This window comes from Hominisplanchenecus murintestinalis (genome assembly GCF_943193015.1).
GTDB lineage: Bacteria > Bacillota > Clostridia > Lachnospirales > Lachnospiraceae > Hominisplanchenecus_A > Hominisplanchenecus_A murintestinalis.
The window spans coordinates 46,217-65,640 of the sequence record NZ_CALPCM010000011.1 but is presented as its reverse complement, the minus strand read 5'-3'; the positions used below and the strand labels follow the sequence as shown (position 1 = coordinate 65,640).

The following is a 19,424-nucleotide window of genomic DNA, read 5'->3' as shown; positions in this document are numbered from 1 at the left end:
GATTTACCCTATGAAACTTTTTCAGAAAAACGAGAACAACCAGAACAAAGCAACCCAGAAACTGCCGATGACAGGCAAGGTAAAAAGAGGTTTCCGCTGCTACTGCGTGGCGGTACTGGCTGCGGCTTTGATGCTTGGAACGTCCATGACCGCCTTTGCCGCCAATGACCCGATTGCCGTTGTCAACAACCTCTCCAATTTCATCTTCGGTCTGATACGGGCGGTCGGGATGATTATGCTCGGCTTCGGCATCGTGCAGGTCGGCTTGTCGCTGAAATCCCACGACCCGTCCCAGAGGGCGAACGGCTTCCTCACACTGGCGGGCGGCGTTGTGATTACCTTTGCGAAAGAGATTTTAACCCTCATCACGGGCTAATCCAAAACAGACTGAAATAACAGACTGACACAAGACAGGATAACGGGGCAGATCCGCTCTGCGGAACTTGCCCCGCTATCAAATTTTAAGAACGGAGGTGGTCGAATGTCAGACAACTGGGTAGTCCAGAACTTGGAGAACGCCCTTGACACATGGAATGAAAAGTTAGCCGAGATATGGCAGCTCATCACCCAATCCCCCGAAACCTTTAAGGGCGGTGCGATATGGAAAGTCATCGTTGACATCCACGGGGCGTTGCAGGCGATAGGGCTTGCCCTGCTCGTGCTGTTCTTTGTCGTCGGCGTGATGCGTACCTGCGGCGACTTCGCAAGCGTGAAGAAGCCCGAACACGCCTTGAAGCTGTTCATCCGCTTTGCCCTTGCGAAAGGTGCGGTCACTTACGGCTTGGAGCTGATGATGGCTCTGTTCAAAATTGTGCAGGGCGTGATTTCCGCCATTATGAAAGCCGCAGGCTTCGGCTCGGCGCAGAAAACGGTTCTACCACAGGAGATAGTGACAGCCGTGGAGGACTGCGGCTTTTTCGAGAGCATCCCCTTATGGGCGGTCACGCTGATAGGCGGGCTGTTCATCACGGTGCTGTCATTCATTATGATAATGTCGGTGTACGGCAGATTTTTTAAGTTGTATCTTTACACCGCCATCGCCCCCGTGCCGCTGTCCTCGTTTGCGGGAGAGCCGAGCCAGAGCGTGGGAAAGAGTTTCATCAAGAGCTACTCCGCCGTGTGCCTTGAGGGGGCAATCATCGTGCTTGCCTGCATCATCTTCTCGGTGTTTGCGGCGTCCCCGCCCGCAGTCAACCCCGATGCGGCGGCGGTCACGATGGTATGGGGCTATATCGGGGAATTGGTGTTCAATATGCTCGTCCTTGTCGGTGCGGTCAAGATGGCAGACCGTGTGGTAAGGGAAATGATGGGCTTGTAATTACCCCACAGGAAAGGAAAATTGAAATGAAAAAAGAAACGAAGTATTGCCAGAATTATAATATCCATCTGTTAAATGGAGAAGTCATTGAGGCTTCCGAAGCCTATGACCTGCCTGCTGAAAAAGGGCTGGTCGGAAAATTTGGAAAAGCGGACGATAACGAGATATTTGAAATCGGGGATGCCATTTCTGGGTTTGCATATATCCCGAAACGCAGCATCCTCTTTATTTCGACGGGAGACGTCCGAGAGGGGCGGTGCTGATATGGAAGTCAAGATAAATAAGGAAATCCGCAACTACACGGAATCCATGTTCTTCGGGCTGTCGATGCGGCAGTTCCTGTTTTCCGTGCTTGCCTGCGGCGTGGCGGTCGGCTTGTTCTTCCTGCTCCGTGGCAGGTTCGGGACGGAAACAGTAAGCTGGATGTGCATCTTGGGGGCTTCCCCTTTTGCGGTCATGGGATTTGTGAGGTACAACGGCATGACCGCCGAGCAGTTTGTGTGGGCATGGATAAAGTCGCAGTTTCTGATGCCGAAGAAGATTTTATTTGTCCCAGAGAATTTATATTACGATGCGATGAAGCAGGCACTGGACGCACATGAGAAAGGCTTGCCCGCCGTGCAGGATAAGAAACGGAAAAAGGGGAAACGCAGGAAAAAAAGAACAAAGACAGACGGGCGAAAGCAGCCCAAGAAATCAAGAAAGCGCAAGGAGGTAGATTATGATTAAGACGCTGAAAACGCTGTTCAAGCAGGACAGGGAGAAATTCATCGTGCCGAAGTCGGTGCAGGCGGTCATCCCGTTAAAGACCATGTGGGAGGACGGCATTTTCCTCGTGGGCAGGAACAAATACGCAAAGACATTTAAGTTTGAGGACATCAACTACGCCGTGGCAAGCCGTGAGGACAAGGAAGCGATGTTCCTCGAATACTCGGAGCTTCTTAACGCCCTCGATAGCGGGGCGACCACGAAAATCACGATAAACAATCGCAGGCTCAATAAAGCGGACTTTGAGCAGACCATCTTAATCCCGATGGCGGAGGACGATTTGGATAAATACCGCAAAGAGTATAACAAGATGCTGCTCGATAAAGCAACGGGGGCAAACTCCACCGTGCAGGATAAATATGTGACGGTTTCCGTCTGCAAGAAGAACATTGAGGAAGCGAGGAATTATTTTGCCCGTGTCGGTGCTGACCTTATCGGGCATTTTAACCGTTTAGGCTCGAAGTGTACGGAACTGGACGCTAACGACAAGCTGCGTATCTTCCATGATTTTTACCGCACGGGCGAGGAAACGGCGTTCTCCTTTGACATGGTGCAGACCATGCGGAAAGGACACGACTTCAAGGACTATATCTGCCCCGACTCCTTTGAGTTTGAGAAAGATTATTTTAAGATGGGGAATCGGTACGGGCGTGTGATATTCCTCAGAGAGTACGCAGCCTATATCAAGGACAGCATGGTGGCGGAGCTTTGTGAATTAAACCGTAACATGATGCTCTCCGTGGACGTTGTGCCTGTCCCGACGGATGAAGCCGTGAGAGAAGTAGAAAACCGTCTGCTTGGCGTGGAAACCAACATCACGAACTGGCAGAGGAAGCAGAACCAGAACAACAATTTTTCCGCCGTCATCCCCTACGACTTGGAGCAGCAGAGAAAGGAAAGCAAGGAGTTCCTTGATGATTTGACGACCCGTGACCAGAGGATGATGTTTGCGGTGCTTACGATGGTGCATACCGCAGAAACCAAAGAGCAGCTTGACAACGACACGGAAGCCCTGCTCACGACGGCAAGGAAGCATCTCTGCCAGTTTGCCGTGCTGAAGTACCAGCAGATGGACGGGCTGAACACAGCCCTGCCGTTCGGCGTGAGGAAGATTGATGCGTTGAGGACGCTGACGACGGAAAGCCTTGCGGTGTTTATCCCTTTCCGTGTGCAGGAAATCTACCATAAGGACGGCGTGTATTACGGGCAGAACGTCATTTCAAAGAACATGATAATCGCCAACCGCCGCCATCTTTTGAACGGCAATTCCTTTATCCTCGGCGTGTCGGGTGCGGGAAAATCCTTTACGGCAAAGGAGGAAATGACAAACATTATTCTGACCGACCCTAACGCCGATGTCTTGGTCATAGACCCCGAACGAGAGTACGCCCCTCTTGTGAAAGCCATGCAGGGCGAGGTTATCCACATCTCAGCGACGAGCGACAACCACATCAACGCAATGGACATGAACTCTGATTACGGCGACGGAGCGAACCCCGTCATCTTGAAATCAGAGTTTATTTTGTCTTTGTGCGAGCAACTTATCGGCGGGGCAAGTCTGGGGGCAAAGCAGAAATCCATCATCGACCGCTGCACGGCAAGCGTTTACCGCTACTACCAGCAGGGCAACTATATGGGTACGCCGCCGACCTTGCAGGACTTCCGTGAGGAGCTGTTAAAGCAGGATGAGCCAGAAGCGCAGGAAATCGCCCTTGCGATTGAGCTTTTCACGGACGGCTCACTCAACACCTTTGCCAAGCATACGAACGTGGATACCCACAGCCGCCTTATCTGCTACGACATTCTGGATTTGGGCAAGCAGTTACAGCCTATTGGTATGCTCGTCGTCCTCGACAGCATTTTAAACCGCATCACCCAGAACAGGGCGAAAGGCAGGAACACCTTTATTTTCATTGACGAGATTTACCTGCTCTTTCAGCACGAATACTCGGCAAACTTCCTTTTTACCCTCTGGAAGCGTGTGCGTAAGTATGGGGCGTACTGCACAGGAATCACGCAGAACGTGGACGACCTCTTGCAGAGCCATACGGCGAGGACGATGCTTGCCAACAGCGAGTTCATTATCATGCTGAACCAAGCGTCCACGGACAGAATCGAGCTTGCGAAGCTCCTTAACATTTCCGACCTTCAGATGAGCTATATCACGAATGTCGGTGCGGGGCAGGGATTATTGAAAGTCGGCAGCTCCCTTGTGCCTTTCGTCAATAAATTCCCACGCAATACAAAGCTGTATAAGCTGATGACGACTAAATTTGGGGAGTGCTAAAAGGATGGCAATTTTGGAAATGTTGACTTACAATAAATAGTTATACTCTGACAATAGAAAGCTATATTTTACAATAAATATCCATAATAGCGGCTCATGTGTGAATTTTACAATAATTATTCATACTGGCGCACTGGTATTTACAATAAAAAGTTATACTGGTGTGAAGTCGCTGAATGGATTGGTTGTAAGAGTGTTTTTTGTTGTCGGTGGAGGTATTGCTGTTGCGTGGAATGTTCCATGCGATGGCATTTTTATTTGCAAATCCAGTGTTTGTATAACTATCTATTGTCAAAATGGAGAAAGGAGTATGACTTATTATTGTCAAGAAACAGGAAAGGAATTGTGTTTATCCTGCCGACTGTCTGGAAGTGCTGCGGGAACTTCCAGACAGAAGCGTGGATGTAGTGATTGCCGACCCGCCGTATTACCGCATGAAAGGGGACTTTGATTTTGTGTTCCAGACAGTTTCGGAATATCTGGAATGGTGTCTGGCGTGGGCGGGGGAATGCCATAGGATTTTGAAGCCTACGGGTGCGTTTTACTGTTGGGGGAGCTGCCAGATGATAGACAAACTCTCTACCCACGTTTTAGACAAGTTTGACTGGATAAAGCGGAATCTGATTGTCTGGAATTACAGGACGGGGCGACCTGCGAAAGCGACCTATCGGAATGAAGCGGAGTTCTTGTGGTTTTACAGTAACCCCTTGCATGAAATAAACATTGATGCCGTCCGCATCCCGTATGATGAGGGCGGCGAAAAAGACAAGCGGAAAAACCCAAAGGGGAAATCCTGCGGGAACGTATGGGAGTTTCCGAGGATTATGCCCAATTATAAAGAAGCGACGGGGCATCCCACGCAGAAGCCAGAGAAGCTGGCGGAACGGATGCTGCTTGCAAGCAGCAGGGCGGGCGATTTAGTGGTAATCCCCTTTGCAGGCTCTGGGAGCGAGGTAGTCCAGTGCATCAAAAACGGGCGTGACTTTATCGCTTCTGAAATCAATGAAGTTTATGTGGAGAATATCATTCTGCCACGGCTGCAAAAAGAAACGGCTTGCAGCGTATCGGCACAGGAGAAAGGAGGATTTTTATGTCGGAGATAAGGTTTCGCAACGCAGCCCACCGTGATTTTTTTCTGGAAAGCATGATAAAGTGTAAGGTCAACGACTGCTATCACAGGGCGTTTTTCTATGTGATGGGGATTGCGGGGGAAACAAGGCAGAACATCAACGCCATGTTCGATTTTAAGACGGACTGCATCAAGCCAGAGGGGATGCACGCAGGCTGGCAGACGAGCGGCACGGTCAAAGTCTGCCACCTTGCCTTTAACCTCTGGAACGGTTACGCCGAGGAGGGGCGTGAGAAACTATTCACGCCAGAGGAATTGTTCTGCTGCGAGTTCGCCCCGTATTTCATGGAGGGCATCAAGGCACGGTATCCCGAATATTGCAGGGATTTACCAACGCCCAAGAAGCAGGCAGAGCATACACGGTAGCTGAAAACAAGAAAAAAGGAAATACCCTGCGGGCATACCTCTATGCCCAAAAGCAGGGCAAGAACAAAGAAACACCCTGCGGGCATACCATTATGCCCAGAAAGCAGGACAGAATAAAGAAAGGAATATTTTATGAATCTGAAAAACTATAAATGTATTCTCTGTATTACCGCCGCTGTTACCTTTTTAGGAGCAGCGGTTTTTTGTGGCTTTAAGATTTATAGCCATTACCAGCAGATAGACGAGCAGACGGAAGCCTTTGCGGAGATTGCAAAGGTCGTGGAGAACGCCGAGCCAGAGGAAGAACTGCCCAGAGATAAGGATACGCCCGTCAGCGAGGGAGAGGATATTCTTGCAAAGTACAAGGAACTGTATTTGCAGAATGAGGATATGGTCGGGTGGATTGCCATAGACGGAACAAGCATCAACTACCCCGTCATGCAGAGCAGGAACAGCCCGAATTTCTATCTGAAGCACAGCTTTGAAAAGGAATACAGCGATTTGGGAGTGCCGTATATCCAAGAGGACTGCGACCTTGCGGCAAGTGATAATCTGGTTATCTACGGACACCACATCAAAGGCGGCAGGATGTTCGGGGCGTTGGAAGATTATAAATCCAAGAGCTTTTATGAGAAACACAGGAATATCCAGTTTGACACCCTCACGGAGCAGGCAGAGTATGAAATTATTGCTGTTTTTAAGACCGTGGCGTACAGCTCGGAGGGCTACCGCTACTATGATTTTGTCAATGCGGAGAATGAAAAAGAATTTAATGCCTTTGTCGGGAAGTGTAAGGAACTTGCCTTGTATGATACGGGCGTGACCGCTGAATATGGGGATAAGCTCATTACCCTGTCCACCTGCGAATACTCCGCACAGAACGGCAGGCTTGCCGTGGTGGCGAAAAAAGCAGACTGACATGACCGCAAATCTTCTGGGAAAGGAGGTCGGATTTTATGGCTGATATAAAGACCAGAGATGCGGTCAAAGGTACGATTAAAACTTTAGACAAAGCCGCCATAGCAGGCAGTCGAATGAAATCCGCTTACGCTAAGACAAAGGACAAGGCGAAGCAGGGATATTATGCAGAGGAAAATTCCCCCACGGAATATGCCGCCGACAAGGTTTCCCATGCTTCGGGATGTATCAAGGACGAGGGCATCCACCAATTCAATAAGCAGGGGCAGAAAAACGCCGAAGCCACAAGAGAGAATATCGGTAAAGTAAAGGATAAAATCGCCGACTTTAAGGCAAAGCGGGCGAAGAAAGCCGCAGAGCAGAAAACAATGCGGAATAAGGCAGGACAAAACGCCATGCGTACAATGGGACAGGACGGCTTGCAGGAGGTTCAAGGGACTGCAAGCCGTCCCGCTGTTTCTGCTACTCATTCTACTCCTGTCAAGACCGAAACGCCCCAGACGGCGGCAAACTCACTAATAAAGACCAGACAACAGGGAAAGCGGACGATAAAGACAACCGCCAGAAATGCGGAAAAGTCCGTCAAGACCACAGCAAAAGGGACGGTCAAGGCGACGGAAAAAGGCGTGAAAACTGCAAAGGCGACATCCAAGACAGCGATTAAGACCAGGTCGCAGACTGCAAAGGCGGCGCAGAAAACGGCGAAAGCATCTGCCAAAGCCGCCCAGAAAGCGGCGCAGACGGCAAAAGCCACTGCAAAGGCGACAGCCGAAGCGACGAAAGCCACGGTCAAGGCTACCATTGCGGCGGTCAAGGCAATCATAGCGGGGACAAAAGCGTTGATTTCTGCCCTTATCGCGGGCGGCTGGATTGCCATTGTGATAATCATTATCGTCGTCCTGCTTGGGTGCGCCGTTTCCCTGTTCGGGGGCGGCAGCGACAGCACTTCCTATACCCCTGTCAGTGCGGAAGTGGAAGCCTACACGCCGCTGATACAAAAGTATGCGAAGCAGTACGGCATCCCCGAATATGTGGAGCTTATCAAGGCGGTGATGATGCAGGAAAGCGGTGGACGTGGACTTGACCCGATGCAGGCGGCGGAGGGGAGCTTTAACAAGAGATACCCCCATGAGCCGAACGGAATCAAAGACCCCGAATATTCCATCGAGTGCGGCGTGCAGGAATTAAAAGCAGCCCTTGTTTCAGCCGAGGTGGAGAACCCGATTGACATGGAGCGCATCAAGCTCGCCTTGCAGGGCTACAACTTTGGGAACGGGTATATCTCATGGGCAAAGAGCAACTACGGCGGCTATTCCTATGCAAATGCGGTGGAGTTTTCCGCAATGCAGGCACAGCGGCTCGGTTGGGAGAAGTACGGCGACACACAGTACCCCGCCCATGTATTACGCTACTACCCATACGGGAGGGCGTTTACAAGCGGAGGAAACCAAGCCATTGTGGAGGTTGCATTGACGCAGCTCGGCAACGAGGGCGGTCAGCCTTATTGGAGCTGGTACGGTTTTGGCGGGCGTGTGGAATGGTGCGCCTGCTTCGCATCGTGGTGTGCCGACCAGTGCGGCTATCTGGAAAGCGGCATCATCCCGAAATTTTCCCTCTGCTCGGACGGTGTGAACTGGTTCAAGGGCAAAGGGCAATGGCAGGATAAGAACTATGAGCCGCAGGCAGGCGACCTCATTTTCTTTGATTGGGGGAGCGACGGCTCAATCGACCATGTGGGAATCGTAGAGAAATGCGAGAATGGGACGGTCTACACCGTGGAGGGCAACTCTGGGGATGCCTGCAAACAGCAGAGCTATCCAGTCGGGAGCGGCTCAATATACGGCTACGGATGTCCAAACTATTAGTTGAACAAGGTAAAAGGAAACCAGAGGTCAATCCTCTGGCTGCTCTTTTGCCTTACATATCCCCTGCGCCGTCCCTGCTATGATTGTCAGCTCTGAATCATCGAATGTGTCAAAGAGTGAGTCCAACTGTCGGCGGAGTGAAGATTTTTGTATGTGTTTATCGGAAAATATGTATTGGTCAGCCGAGATGTCAAACATTGTGATAAGTTGGATGAATAGCATAAATCTTGGCTGCTGTCCCTCTTTTTCGATAGACTGGAGGTATCTTGGCGTAATGTCAAGCTGTTCGGCTAATTCCTCTCTTGTCAGACCATTTTTTTCACGGGCATCCTTGATTGCTTCTCCAAAAGGCATAAAGTCAAAAGTTTCTGGTACTTCATTCATAAAGTATCACCTCATTTTTCGTAAAAGTTCATACAGATATTTTACGGAAATCAAAGTTCTTATGAAACGAGGTGACATTTCTACATATAGGATATATGATTTCCTATGTATAGAAGTGAAAGAACTATCCCCTCTTTTTTATCCCCTTGCATAGAGTTGTTATTATTCTTTATAGCGTATATAATAATAATCGCAATCAAAATATGATACGGAAATTACAGAGATACCTTGAATCTATACGGCGATTAGGAAAATCTTAACAATTTCTTATTGGAAAGTGCAGGATTGCTTATGTGCAATTTAGTAAAATAAAACAAAAGGAAAGGAATGGACTGATATGGAGAATAAAATACTGATTGTAGATGATGAACAGGAAATAGCAGACCTTGTTTCCCTTTATCTTGAAAATGAGAATTTTACTGTATATAAATTTTATAATGCCAAAGATGCAATGGCTTGTATTGAAAGTGAAACCCTTGATTTGGCAATTTTGGACGTTATGCTGCCTGATATGAACGGTTTCCAAATATGCAAAAAGATAAGGGAGAAATATCGCTATCCAGTGATAATGCTCACGGCAAAGGGAGAGGAAATTGATAAAATAACGGGATTAACATTAGGGGCAGACGATTATATTACGAAACCGTTTTTGCCTTTAGAATTGGTCGCTCGTGTGAAAGCCCAACTAAGAAGATATAAAAAATACAATGTGGGAAATGAGCCAGAGGAAGATATTTTGATTCATTCTGGTTTAGTTCTAAATGTGAAAACGCATGAGTGTACTTTAAATGAAAAGCCTCTTTCATTAACGCCTACGGAGTTTTCTATATTACGGATTTTGTGTCAGCAGAAAGGAAATGTAGTCAGTTCGGAGGAACTTTTTCATCAAATATGGGGGGATGAATATTTCAGTAAAAGCAATAACACCATTACTGTTCATATTCGGCATCTTCGTGAGAAAATGGGAGATTCATTTGAAGAACCACAATATATAAAAACAGTCTGGGGGTGTGGATACAAAATTGAAAATTAAGATTTCAAAGACAACTACACTAATTGGCACTTGTATCCTCGGCATTGCTGCTTGTTTTGGATTGTATTATCTGGTAGATAAGGTTTGGAACGGCTTTTTTGTGGATTGGTTCACGGCTAAGTACATGAATACGCATGAGGTTTATTCTGCTGATGTGGGAAAAGATATTCTTGTTACAGAGCCTTTGTGGTCGGAGCTGAAAGTATTTATCTTGACAGTTCTGATTATAATCGTACTTATCTGCATTGCAATTACTTTTGCGGTTGCAAATTTACATGCAAAGGCAGAAGTGAGAAAATCCATCACTGCGACTTCGGTGATGCTGCATGACTTTATGATAGAAGAAAAAGGAAATATAGATATTTTTCCAAAAGAGTATGCCGAAATTTCAGCCCAGATGTCCGAAATAAAATCCACGATGCAGCGGCATGAACAAATGTTAAAGGAAGAAGCAAGCAGAAAAAATGATTTGATTGCTTACCTTGCACATGATTTAAAGACACCGCTTACCTCTGTTATCGGATATTTAGCATTATTGGATGAAGCACAGGATATGCCGATAGAACAAAAAACAAAATATGTAAATATTGCATTAAGCAAAGCACTTCGTTTAGAAAAGCTTATCAACGAATTTTTTGATATAACAAGATATAATCTGCAACAAATTGATTTGGAAAAAGAATCTATAAACCTCTGTCATATGTTGGTTCAAATGACAGATGAATTTTACCCGCTGTTAAATGCTCATGGTAATCAAACAGAGGTATGTGTTGATGAAGAAGTAACGGTTTATGGGGATTCTATGAAGTTAGCCAGAGTTTTCAATAACATTTTAAAAAATGCGATTTATTACAGTTACCCAGATACGATAATTAAAATATGGGCTGAAAGCACAGATACGGATGTTTGGATTTATTTTTGCAATAAAGGAAAGACAATTCCAGAAGGTAAGTTAAATTCTATTTTTGAGAAGTTTTTCCGTATGGATGAAGCACGTTCGACGAATACGGGAGGTGCAGGATTGGGGCTGGCGATTGCAAAAGAAATCATAACACTGCATGGAGGTAAAATTACTGCCGAAAGTGAAAACGAATCAACAACTTTCCGTATCTCTTTACCTATAACACATTAGTAAAATATATAGGCTCTCTTAGCATTTTCTTAGGAATTAGAAAATTGAATATTAAAGTATGGATAGCTTCTGTTCAGTAGAATGAATACTGAATAGAAGCTATTTGCTTTGTATGAAAAAGGAGGACTTCATAATGAATCAACAAAAGAAAGTTGCTGTTTTTTTTGGCGGCTGCTCCACGGAATATGCAGTTTCGTTACAGTCGGCATATGCGGTAATTAAGTGTATTGACACAAAGAAATATGTACCAATCTTAATAGGCATTGCCCCTCACTCTGGCAAATGGTACTGGTATCAAGGGGAACTGGAAAAGATAAAGGAGGATAATTGGCAGTCAGAAGAAAACTGTACGCCAGTATTTCCGTCTTTTGACAGAACAGTTCACGGGTTGTGTTATTTGGACAATCATCATTTAGAGATAATTTCATTCGATGCTGCATTGCCAGTTTTACATGGAAAGAACGGAGAAGATGGAACAATTCAAGGGGTTCTGGATTTGATGGGGATTCCTGTTATCGGATGTGGTTTATTATCTTCCGCTTTATGTATGGATAAAGAACTGGCTCACCGTATCGTAGAAATGAACGGAATAAAAGCTGCACGGTCTTTTACTATTAAGACAAATTATTCAGAGGAAATGGTTCAGAAAAAAGCCCTAGAGCTTGGTTATCCTTTATTCGTAAAGCCTGTACGGTCTGGTTCATCGTTTGGGATTTCAAAAGTCTTACATGAACAGGATTTGCTTTTAGCAATCGAGAGTGCCTTTGAGCATGATTCTACCGTTATTCTGGAAGAAATGGTTGATGGTTTTGAGGTTGGATGTGCAGTTTTGGGGAACAAGGATTCCGATTTGATTGTGGGTGAAGTTGATGAAATTGAATTGTCGGATGGATTTTTTGATTACACAGAGAAATATACATTGAAAACTTCCAGTATTCATGTACCTGCACGTATTTCTCCACAAAAGGCAAAAGAAATTAAAGAAACAGCTCTTGAAATTTACAAAGCATTAAGTTGCTGCTGTTTTGCAAGGGTGGATATGTTTTTGACTCCCGCAGGGGAAATTTATTTTAATGAAGTAAACACAATTCCCGGCTTTACGGAGCATAGCCGTTATCCCAATATGTTAAAAGAAGCAGGTCTGCCATTTGATGAAGTAATCGGACGCTTGATTGAAATGGGGGTATCGAAGTGACACAGATTGAATTAACAAAAGACAACACTTATCATGGGAACTTAATACTTGTAACGCCAGATTATCCGCTTATGAAGTTCCCGTGTATGAAAGATATGCAGCCAGCAATTAAGGAACAACCAGAAATACAGATGAATGAGCAGGCGGCTAATTTATTACAGCTAATATTAGCAAAAATTCATTGCAAAAATGAAATTGTAGCTGTAAGCGGTTTCCGCACACAGGAAGAACAGGAAAAAATATGGAATGATACGTTAGCCAAAAGCGGTCTTGATTTCACAAAAAAATATGTGGCAGTACCCAGACATAGCGAGCATCAGACAGGACTTGCCATAGACCTTGCAGAGAACAAGGAACAGATTGACTATATCTGCCCGCATTTTCCATATACGGGGATTTGTGGGGAGTTCAGAGCGACCGCTCCCCGATTTGGTTTTGTTGAAAGGTATGTGTCTGGGAAAGAACAGATAACGGGTATTGGAGCAGAACCGTGGCATTTTCGCTATGTGGGTTATCCCCATTCTGTCATTATGGCAGAAAAGGATATGGCTTTAGAAGAATACATTTGCTTTTTAAAGGAAACTACCGATTTAAGGCATCCTTATATTTATAACAGTTCTAAAGCGGACAAAATCGAAATTTCGTATGTTTTTTTAGATGGCGGTCACTCTATAAAACTTGATGTATCGGAGATGTCGCCGTATATGATTTCGGGTACAAACGAGGGAGGGGCTATTTTAAGTAGATGGAGGGAATATTATGCGTCATAAAACATTTGCAGGAATAGATTATTTCCGCTTAGTGGCTGCTTTCATGGTAATTGCAATTCATATATCGCCATTGTCAGTCTGGAGTGAGGGAATTGATTATTTAATTACCTATTGTATTGGGAGAATTGCTGTTCCATTTTTCTTTATGACGACAGGATATTTTGTATTAGCTCCCTATGTGCTTAGCAATTTTAAAAAGAAATATCCTCTCCGTAAATACCTTGTTAAAAATATAAGGCTGTACCTCATTGTGACCGCTGTTTATATACCTATTTCAATATATTCTGGGAATATGCCAAAATCTATCTTGGAGTTTATAAAGCAGCTTCTTTTTGACGGCACGTTCTATCATTTGTGGTATTTTCCCGCCGCAATTATTGGGTGTGTACTTCTTGCGTGTCTGACAAAAAAATCAGTTCAGGCAGCAGTTTACTTTTCGCTCATTGCTTATGTGATAGGAGTATTTGGTGATTCTTATTATGGTCTTATAGAAAACGTGCCTTTACTACGCACGTTATATACTGGCATTTTCTATGTCAGCAGTTATACAAGAAACGGTATTTTCTTTGCGCCAATTTATATCCTGCTCGGTGTGCTGCTGGCTGTTCCCGAATTTCATTGTGGGGAACAGGTATGTAAATGGGGACTTGCATTAGCATCGTTACTTATGCTTTTAGAGGGATGGATTACTTATTCTTTCCATATCCAAAAGCATAATAGTATGTATTTCTTTTTGCTGCCAGTGATGTATTTTTTGTTTCAATTACTGCTTAAAGTTTCTGGGAAAGCCCCCGCTTGGATACGGAATGGTTCAATGATGCTGTATATTATTCATCCTGCGGTAATTGTTGCCCAACGGTTAATCGCTAAAGTGACAGGACTTACAAAGATACTTGTGGACAATTCCTTTTTCCAATATATTTCGGTCTGTCTATTGTCATTGGCAGCCATGTTTATGATTCAAATATTTTTTGAAAGGGGAGGTAGAAATGTATCAAAAAGGTAGGGCGTGGATTGAACTGGATATAGACAATCTGGCTTACAATATAAGGCAATTCAGAAAAATACTTTCTCCTAAGTGTGCGATTATGCCCGCCGTTAAAGCAAATGCCTATGGACATGGTGCTGTCCTCATTGCAAAAGCATTGCAGGATTTGGAAATTAAAGATTTTTGTGTGGCATCAGTAAATGAAGCGGTTGAGCTTAGAAAAGCAGGGATTTTAGGGCAGATTTTGATTTTGGGATATACCTCGCCAAATCAGTTTTCTGATTTGGTGAAGTACAATCTTACACAAACGGTAGTTGATTACCCCTACGCAAAATTGTTAAATGACTTTGGACAAGTCATCTTTGTCCATATTGGAATAGATACGGGTATGCATCGTTTAGGGGAAAGAAGCGAAAACATAAAGGAAGTTTATAAAATGTGGGAGTTTGATAATCTGAAGATAACAGGTGTATATTCTCACTTGTGTATGTCCGATGGGGCTAGTGATGCGGAACGGGATATTACTCTAAAACAAATTGAGGAATTTAATATGGTAATAAACTTTCTGCATAGAAAGGGAATACATCATTTTAAAACGCACATACAAGGAAGTTATGGCGTACTGAATTACCCCGCTTTAAAGTTTGACTATGCACGATTAGGAATTGCACTTTATGGTGTATTAAGCTCTCCGAAAGATAGAATTATTTCTAATACAAAATTGAAACCAGTTTTATCATTAAAAGCCAGAATTGCGTGTGTAAAGCAGTTACATAAAGGCGAAGCACTCGGTTATGGTCTGACTTATAAGGCTGGAAAAGAAATGCAGATTGCTACTGTTTCAGTCGGATATGCAGATGGGATTCCCCGTGAATTGTCAAATAAGGGATTTGTTTTGATAAACGGGCAGAAAGCAGCTATTGTCGGTCGTGTTTGTATGGACCAGTTAATGGTAGATGTGACAGATATTAAGGGCGTGTCTTGCGGGGATGAAACCATATTTATTGGGAAAAGCGGAAACAGTGAAATCATGGCTGCTGACCTTGCAGATAGTATAAATACTATATCAAATGAGATTTTAAGCCAATTAGGAAGTCGTTTAGGCAGAGTATCAATAAAAAAATAATAGCGGAAGATAGCATTTTCTTATAGGTATAGCGGGAAGTTTAGAATAAGAATTTTGATTGGATTTATAACTCGTCAAATAAAAAAAACAGCGTTTTGGCGGGTTGTATTTTCATGCAAAAATAGTTTTTCTCTCCAAATCTGTTTCAAGTTTGGAGGGATTTTTATTGCCTGCAAATAGCAAGTTCCATTTACATATATCATATCGGGGATGGGTGGACAGCCTGTTAAAAAAATCCTTGTCAGTGCAAGGGGGATTTCTACCCAAGAAGTAGAAGTCAAATTTCTACATATAAGAACTAAAATATCTATAAACCGTAAAGGTGTGACAGCCCTTACGGTTTTTCTTTTGTCGTTTTTTGTAATATCACGCCGCAAGGCTTTTCTGGGTGTGGGATGCCGCTCTCCGCCTTTCAATCTGGATTATACAAAAAAATTCAGATTGGAGGTAACGGATTATGGCGTACAACAAAGCCAGAGAAGAAAGAAAATGGCGGATATGGAAAGAAGCCGAGGAAAAGCAGCTTAGGAGCTTGGGTGTCAGCGAGGGCGATATTGAAAAGCTCCGTGTCCATGATTGGGCGATATTCAATTCCGACAGACGGTACTATGAGAAATTGCAGGATGCGGGTACATATCTTGAGGAAGTGGCAGAGGACACGGCACAGCCCGAAGTAAAAACGATTGAGGAATTTTTGGACAGCATTGAAAATGCAGTGCTGTACCAAGAGCTGCATCAGTTGGATAAGCTCACGCTCCAAGCGTTGCTGATGAGGACGCAGGGCTTTTCAGTCACTGAAATTTCAGTGGAATTAAGTTTAAACAAGGAAGTCATTTACAAGCGTTTGAACAGGTTTAAGAAAAAAATTAAAAAACTTTTGGGATAGTGTCCAAAATCGCACTCTCCCATCGGCTACTGGGTGAGAGGGCAAAAACCTCTTGCCCAGTTTTCTTTTATATCGAAACGGGACGGCTCTTTGACAACCGAATACCCATTCACCAAATACATTCTCTTTGTGGCTGTAATAAGCGTAAGCGTGTGCAGCGGTACGCCATGACCCGCCGAAAGACGGCAAGCGGAAAATACCGACTGGAAATATCGGGCAGCTCCCGATTTCGCCAAAACCCACAAAGAGGACAATGATACTCCCGTCCAGCCACAGTCCGAGCGGTAACCAGTCCGCCGCAGGCAATGGGGGCGGCTCTGTCAGACCGACAGTTGGGGTGCAATTCCCGTGGCGTCAGTTCGCTGCTGACCGTTTGGTGACTTCCCTTGCGTTATCACGCATCAGCATTTTCGGGGTGTCGGGGACAAATAGAAAATGCCTTTTATCATAAAGCCAGATGCAGGGCGGTCAATGGAACAGGGCTTGTTTTATGCTTTTCCGACCTTAAATGCTTCCTTGCGTCTGTCTGTTACATAGGCAGGATATTCCTGCCTAAATCCAGATGGAGGTTATAAAGAATATGGAAAGAACAATCAGGCGTGGCGACATCTACTACGCAGAGCTTAATCCCGTTATCGGCTCAGAACAGGGCGGCACACGACCCGTACTTATCATTTCCAATAATATAGGAAACAGGCACAGCCCGACGGTCATTATCGCAGCCATTACGAGCCGAGTGCAGACAAAAGCGAAACTGCCGACACATACCGCCGTGAAAGATTACAAAGGGCTTGATAAGGACTCCATTATCCTGCTTGAGCAGATAAGGACGATTGACAAACAGCGGTTAAAACAGCATATGGGGACAATGCCCACGGACATAATGGCAAGGGTTGACAAGGCTCTTGCCATTAGCTTATCCATGAAGCAGCAGAAAGCGGGGTGTGGCGATGGAGCAGAATAGGGAGCAGGATTTTGTACATTACAGCATCCAATTCGCATGTTTGCAGAAGCTGAAAAAAAGAAGTTTAATTACGGTAGATGAATACGAAGCCATAAAGAAGCGGCTTATGAGAGATTACAATGTCGTTACGAACCTTGCGGCTTGACATTCATCAATAAATATTTTGGAGGTAAATCATATGAGCGATGTGCAGGTAATCAAAGCAAACCGTAGTGAAAACCGTATCCGTGGCAGAAAGGTCGAAGTGTTAAGGGTAGCCGCCTATTGCCGTGTCAGCACGGACAGTGAAGACCAGCTCAACAGCTATAAGTCACAGGTCACATATTACACGGATTTGATTAAGAAGAAACACGAATGGACACTGGCGGACATATACGCTGACGAAGCCATAACAGGCACGCAGGTAGCGAAGCGTGAGGATTTCCAGAGAATGATTAACGACTGTATGAATGGGGATATTGATATGGTGATTACAAAATCCATTTCAAGATTTGCCAGAAACACACTGGACACTCTGAAATATGTCCGTATGCTGAAAGAGAAAGGCATTGCCGTTTTCTTTGAAGATGAAAATATCAATACCTTAACAATGGACGGCGAGCTGCTGTTGGTGGTACTCAGCTCCGTCGCACAGCAGGAAGTGGAGAATATATCTTCCAATGTCAAAAAGGGATTGAAAATGAAGATGCAGAGGGGCGAGCTTGTAGGGTTTCAAGGCTGTCTGGGATATGACTACCATAAGGATACAAAAAGCATATCCGTAAATGAAAAGGAAGCTGAAATTGTACGGTATATTTTCAATCGGTATATTGAGGGCGCAGGCTGCACGGTCATCGGGAACGAACTGGAAAACTTGGGATACAAGACAAAGTACGGCAGTTCAAAATGGGTACAGTCCACAGTCATCGGAATTATCAAAAATGAGAAATACAAAGGCGACCTGCTTTTAGGAAAGACATTCACGGTTGACCCGATTTCAAAAAGACGGTTGGAAAACTTCGGGGAAGAAGATAAGTTTTATATCCGTGACCATCACGAACCGATAATCAGCGAGGAAATTTTTGAGGAAGCGCAGAAGATACTGGCGAAGCGGAACACAAACCGCAACGTGCATCAAGAGGGGCAGAAAAGAAACAAGTTCAGCAGGAAATATGCGTTTAGCTGCATGATAAAATGCGGATTTTGCGGCGGCACTCTGACACGGAGGAACTGGCACAGCAGCTCCGCATACACTAAGACAATCTGGCAGTGCGTCACTGCTACGAAGAACGGGAAAAGACATTGCCCACACTGTAAGGGAATCCCCGAAGAAGTGATTGAAAAAGCCTTTGTAAAGAGCTACCAGCTTTTATGCACAGACCAGCAGGAGATTGTTGATGAGTTCCTGCAAAAAGTTGAGGGAATCCTTAATGACGACACTTCTCTGAAGCGTCTGCCTAAGATTGAAAAGGAAATGGCTGACCTGCACAGGCGTAAGGAGAAGCTGCTTGATTTAAGGCTTGATAATAATATCGACAGGGACATTTACGAAAAGAAGAACCAAGAGCTGTCCGAGCAGTTAAAGAAGCTCCAAGAGGAACAGGAGCGGTTGATGGAATTGAGCAGGAATCAGGATAATACCAGAACACGGTTAAGGGAGTTCAGAAAAGTGTTAGGTTCTGGGGAGATACTGGAGAGTTTCGACAGGGTGGTTTTTGAAAGCGTGGTTGAAAAAATAGTCATCGGAGGTTATAATAATGAGGGAGTGGAGGAGCCTTTGAAGATAACCTTTGAGTATAAAACTGGTATCCACTCTAATTTTAATGGAAAGGATTTTAAGCCAAAGCGTAAAAACGCTGCGGCTGTACATAATGACGCAGAATTGTGTTCCTATACGAGTGACGAGGCTGAAAAATTGTGTTTACATAGTAGTTCCGACACATGTTGAGACGGTAGTTCAGTTGGTCAACATCGGCGTAAAGCCCGATTATACGGTGCGTTTGGAAATTGATGTAGATGAATTCTACAAGACCGTAGGCGAAGAAAAAAGACACTTCGTTAAGCCTGACCAGAATAACAAAAAAGATAAGTAAAACACTGATATTTAGGGCATCGGAAAAGAGAATAAGATTTTTAAAGACCTGATTATGATATCGAATGGGTATTGTAATCAGGTCTTTTTTGTTTTCCGGGAAAGGGGGAATTTCTTGAGATGAGAACCGTATTTTTAGGATTGCGGGCACCACCATCATTTGGTGGATATAGCCACCGCCAGAGTGTTGGTAAGCAGTTTTTATGCATGTTATGATGTGTACA

Annotated in this window: 20 protein-coding genes; 19 read left to right on the top strand and 1 reads right to left on the bottom strand. The window is 44.7% G+C overall.

Annotation, left to right across the window (positions count from 1 at the left end; all coding sequences use genetic code 11):
- The first annotated feature begins 10 nt into the window (after positions 1 to 10).
- The 9 genes from NFR99_RS06315 to NFR99_RS06275 all read left to right on the top strand — a co-directional run bounded on the left by NFR99_RS06315 (position 11) and on the right by NFR99_RS06275 (position 8,651).
- Positions 11 to 376, top strand: coding sequence for a glutamyl-tRNA amidotransferase (locus tag NFR99_RS06315; protein ID WP_217925339.1), 366 nt, complete (start codon positions 11 to 13; stop codon positions 374 to 376).
- A 105-nt stretch (positions 377 to 481) separates the two neighbouring features.
- Positions 482 to 1,318, top strand: a complete 837-nt coding sequence (locus NFR99_RS06310) for a VirB6/TrbL-like conjugal transfer protein, CD1112 family (RefSeq protein WP_016296645.1) — start codon at positions 482 to 484, stop codon at positions 1,316 to 1,318.
- A 26-nt stretch (positions 1,319 to 1,344) separates the two neighbouring features.
- A complete protein-coding gene (locus NFR99_RS06305; RefSeq protein ID WP_135977097.1) occupies positions 1,345 to 1,581 on the top strand; it encodes a hypothetical protein in 237 nt (78 codons plus the stop codon).
- A gap of 1 nt (position 1,582) precedes the next feature.
- A complete protein-coding gene (locus tag NFR99_RS06300) occupies positions 1,583 to 2,047 on the top strand; it encodes a PrgI family protein (protein WP_217925340.1) in 465 nt (154 codons plus the stop codon).
- Entirely contained in the window at positions 2,040 to 4,373 is a 2,334-nt protein-coding gene (locus tag NFR99_RS06295) for a VirB4-like conjugal transfer ATPase, CD1110 family (protein ID WP_217925341.1), read from the top strand. The genes NFR99_RS06300 and NFR99_RS06295 overlap by 8 nt, the downstream gene beginning before the upstream one ends.
- 398 nt (positions 4,374 to 4,771) lie before the next feature.
- Positions 4,772 to 5,476 carry a DNA-methyltransferase gene (locus tag NFR99_RS06290; RefSeq protein WP_251353240.1) on the top strand — a complete coding sequence of 235 codons (705 nt, stop codon included), beginning with the start codon at positions 4,772 to 4,774 and terminating at the stop codon, positions 5,474 to 5,476.
- Complete coding sequence (locus tag NFR99_RS06285; protein WP_135976865.1) at positions 5,464 to 5,868, top strand: DUF6075 family protein; 405 nt, start codon at positions 5,464 to 5,466, stop codon at positions 5,866 to 5,868. The genes NFR99_RS06290 and NFR99_RS06285 overlap by 13 nt, the downstream gene beginning before the upstream one ends.
- Positions 5,869 to 6,006: 138 nt before the next feature.
- Positions 6,007 to 6,786 carry a class B sortase gene (gene srtB, locus NFR99_RS06280; protein ID WP_135976869.1) on the top strand — a complete coding sequence of 260 codons (780 nt, stop codon included), beginning with the start codon at positions 6,007 to 6,009 and terminating at the stop codon, positions 6,784 to 6,786.
- A gap of 38 nt (positions 6,787 to 6,824) precedes the next feature.
- Complete coding sequence (locus NFR99_RS06275; protein WP_217925344.1) at positions 6,825 to 8,651, top strand: lysozyme family protein; 1,827 nt, start codon at positions 6,825 to 6,827, stop codon at positions 8,649 to 8,651.
- 27 nt (positions 8,652 to 8,678) lie between these two features.
- On the opposite strand, the gene NFR99_RS06270 is transcribed toward NFR99_RS06275, so the two are convergent.
- On the bottom strand, positions 8,679 to 9,035 hold the full coding sequence (locus NFR99_RS06270; RefSeq protein ID WP_135976863.1) for a helix-turn-helix transcriptional regulator: 357 nt from the start codon (positions 9,033 to 9,035) through the stop codon (positions 8,679 to 8,681).
- Between the two features lie 337 nt (positions 9,036 to 9,372).
- On the opposite strand from NFR99_RS06270, the gene vanR reads away from it, so the two are divergent.
- The 10 genes from vanR (at position 9,373) to NFR99_RS06220 (ending at position 19,056) form a co-directional block, all read left to right on the top strand.
- Positions 9,373 to 10,068 carry a VanR-ABDEGLN family response regulator transcription factor gene (gene vanR / locus NFR99_RS06265; protein WP_135976862.1) on the top strand — a complete coding sequence of 232 codons (696 nt, stop codon included), beginning with the start codon at positions 9,373 to 9,375 and terminating at the stop codon, positions 10,066 to 10,068.
- Complete coding sequence (locus tag NFR99_RS06260) at positions 10,058 to 11,200, top strand: sensor histidine kinase (RefSeq protein WP_251353239.1); 1,143 nt, start codon at positions 10,058 to 10,060, stop codon at positions 11,198 to 11,200. Before vanR ends, NFR99_RS06260 begins: the two co-directional genes overlap by 11 nt.
- A gap of 133 nt (positions 11,201 to 11,333) precedes the next feature.
- Positions 11,334 to 12,395 carry a D-alanine--D-serine ligase VanG gene (vanG, locus tag NFR99_RS06255; RefSeq protein ID WP_135976860.1) on the top strand — a complete coding sequence of 354 codons (1,062 nt, stop codon included), beginning with the start codon at positions 11,334 to 11,336 and terminating at the stop codon, positions 12,393 to 12,395.
- Positions 12,392 to 13,165: a D-alanyl-D-alanine carboxypeptidase family protein gene (locus NFR99_RS06250; RefSeq protein ID WP_217925345.1), complete on the top strand. Its 774-nt coding sequence runs from the start codon at positions 12,392 to 12,394 to the stop codon at positions 13,163 to 13,165. Before vanG ends, NFR99_RS06250 begins: the two co-directional genes overlap by 4 nt.
- On the top strand, positions 13,155 to 14,171 hold the full coding sequence (locus tag NFR99_RS06245) for an acyltransferase family protein (RefSeq protein WP_135976859.1): 1,017 nt from the start codon (positions 13,155 to 13,157) through the stop codon (positions 14,169 to 14,171). The genes NFR99_RS06250 and NFR99_RS06245 overlap by 11 nt, the downstream gene beginning before the upstream one ends.
- Positions 14,155 to 15,279: a serine racemase VanT catalytic subunit gene (gene vanT / locus NFR99_RS06240; RefSeq protein ID WP_135976858.1), complete on the top strand. Its 1,125-nt coding sequence runs from the start codon at positions 14,155 to 14,157 to the stop codon at positions 15,277 to 15,279. The genes NFR99_RS06245 and vanT overlap by 17 nt, the downstream gene beginning before the upstream one ends.
- A gap of 457 nt (positions 15,280 to 15,736) precedes the next feature.
- On the top strand, positions 15,737 to 16,165 hold the full coding sequence (locus NFR99_RS06235) for an RNA polymerase sigma factor (protein WP_135977083.1): 429 nt from the start codon (positions 15,737 to 15,739) through the stop codon (positions 16,163 to 16,165).
- Between the two features lie 580 nt (positions 16,166 to 16,745).
- Complete coding sequence (locus tag NFR99_RS06230; RefSeq protein WP_135977015.1) at positions 16,746 to 17,129, top strand: type II toxin-antitoxin system PemK/MazF family toxin; 384 nt, start codon at positions 16,746 to 16,748, stop codon at positions 17,127 to 17,129.
- The gene (locus NFR99_RS06225; RefSeq protein WP_135977014.1) at positions 17,116 to 17,274 is read left to right on the top strand and encodes a conjugal transfer protein; all 159 of its coding nucleotides are present in this window, start codon (positions 17,116 to 17,118) and stop codon (positions 17,272 to 17,274) included. The genes NFR99_RS06230 and NFR99_RS06225 overlap by 14 nt, the downstream gene beginning before the upstream one ends.
- Before the next feature lie 33 nt (positions 17,275 to 17,307).
- On the top strand, positions 17,308 to 19,056 hold the full coding sequence (locus NFR99_RS06220) for a recombinase family protein (RefSeq protein ID WP_251353238.1): 1,749 nt from the start codon (positions 17,308 to 17,310) through the stop codon (positions 19,054 to 19,056).
- Positions 19,057 to 19,424 lie beyond the last annotated feature (368 nt).

Bases quoted from the DNA above. Each gene is read 5' to 3' on its own strand.
- NFR99_RS06315 (WP_217925339.1), top strand. From the start codon at position 11: ATGAAACTTTTTCAGAAAAACGAGAACAACCAGAACAAAGCAACCCAG.
- NFR99_RS06310 (WP_016296645.1), top strand. From the start codon at position 482: ATGTCAGACAACTGGGTAGTCCAGAACTTGGAGAACGCCCTTGACACA.
- NFR99_RS06305 (WP_135977097.1), top strand. From the start codon at position 1,345: ATGAAAAAAGAAACGAAGTATTGCCAGAATTATAATATCCATCTGTTA.
- NFR99_RS06300 (WP_217925340.1), top strand. From the start codon at position 1,583: ATGGAAGTCAAGATAAATAAGGAAATCCGCAACTACACGGAATCCATG.
- NFR99_RS06295 (WP_217925341.1), top strand. From the start codon at position 2,040: ATGATTAAGACGCTGAAAACGCTGTTCAAGCAGGACAGGGAGAAATTC.
- NFR99_RS06285 (WP_135976865.1), top strand. From the start codon at position 5,464: ATGTCGGAGATAAGGTTTCGCAACGCAGCCCACCGTGATTTTTTTCTG.
- NFR99_RS06275 (WP_217925344.1), top strand. From the start codon at position 6,825: ATGGCTGATATAAAGACCAGAGATGCGGTCAAAGGTACGATTAAAACT.
- NFR99_RS06270 (WP_135976863.1), bottom strand. From the start codon at position 9,035: ATGAATGAAGTACCAGAAACTTTTGACTTTATGCCTTTTGGAGAAGCA.
- vanR (WP_135976862.1), top strand. From the start codon at position 9,373: ATGGAGAATAAAATACTGATTGTAGATGATGAACAGGAAATAGCAGAC.
- vanG (WP_135976860.1), top strand. From the start codon at position 11,334: ATGAATCAACAAAAGAAAGTTGCTGTTTTTTTTGGCGGCTGCTCCACG.
- NFR99_RS06245 (WP_135976859.1), top strand. From the start codon at position 13,155: ATGCGTCATAAAACATTTGCAGGAATAGATTATTTCCGCTTAGTGGCT.
- vanT (WP_135976858.1), top strand. From the start codon at position 14,155: ATGTATCAAAAAGGTAGGGCGTGGATTGAACTGGATATAGACAATCTG.
- NFR99_RS06235 (WP_135977083.1), top strand. From the start codon at position 15,737: ATGGCGTACAACAAAGCCAGAGAAGAAAGAAAATGGCGGATATGGAAA.
- NFR99_RS06230 (WP_135977015.1), top strand. From the start codon at position 16,746: ATGGAAAGAACAATCAGGCGTGGCGACATCTACTACGCAGAGCTTAAT.
- NFR99_RS06225 (WP_135977014.1), top strand. From the start codon at position 17,116: ATGGAGCAGAATAGGGAGCAGGATTTTGTACATTACAGCATCCAATTC.
- NFR99_RS06220 (WP_251353238.1), top strand. From the start codon at position 17,308: ATGAGCGATGTGCAGGTAATCAAAGCAAACCGTAGTGAAAACCGTATC.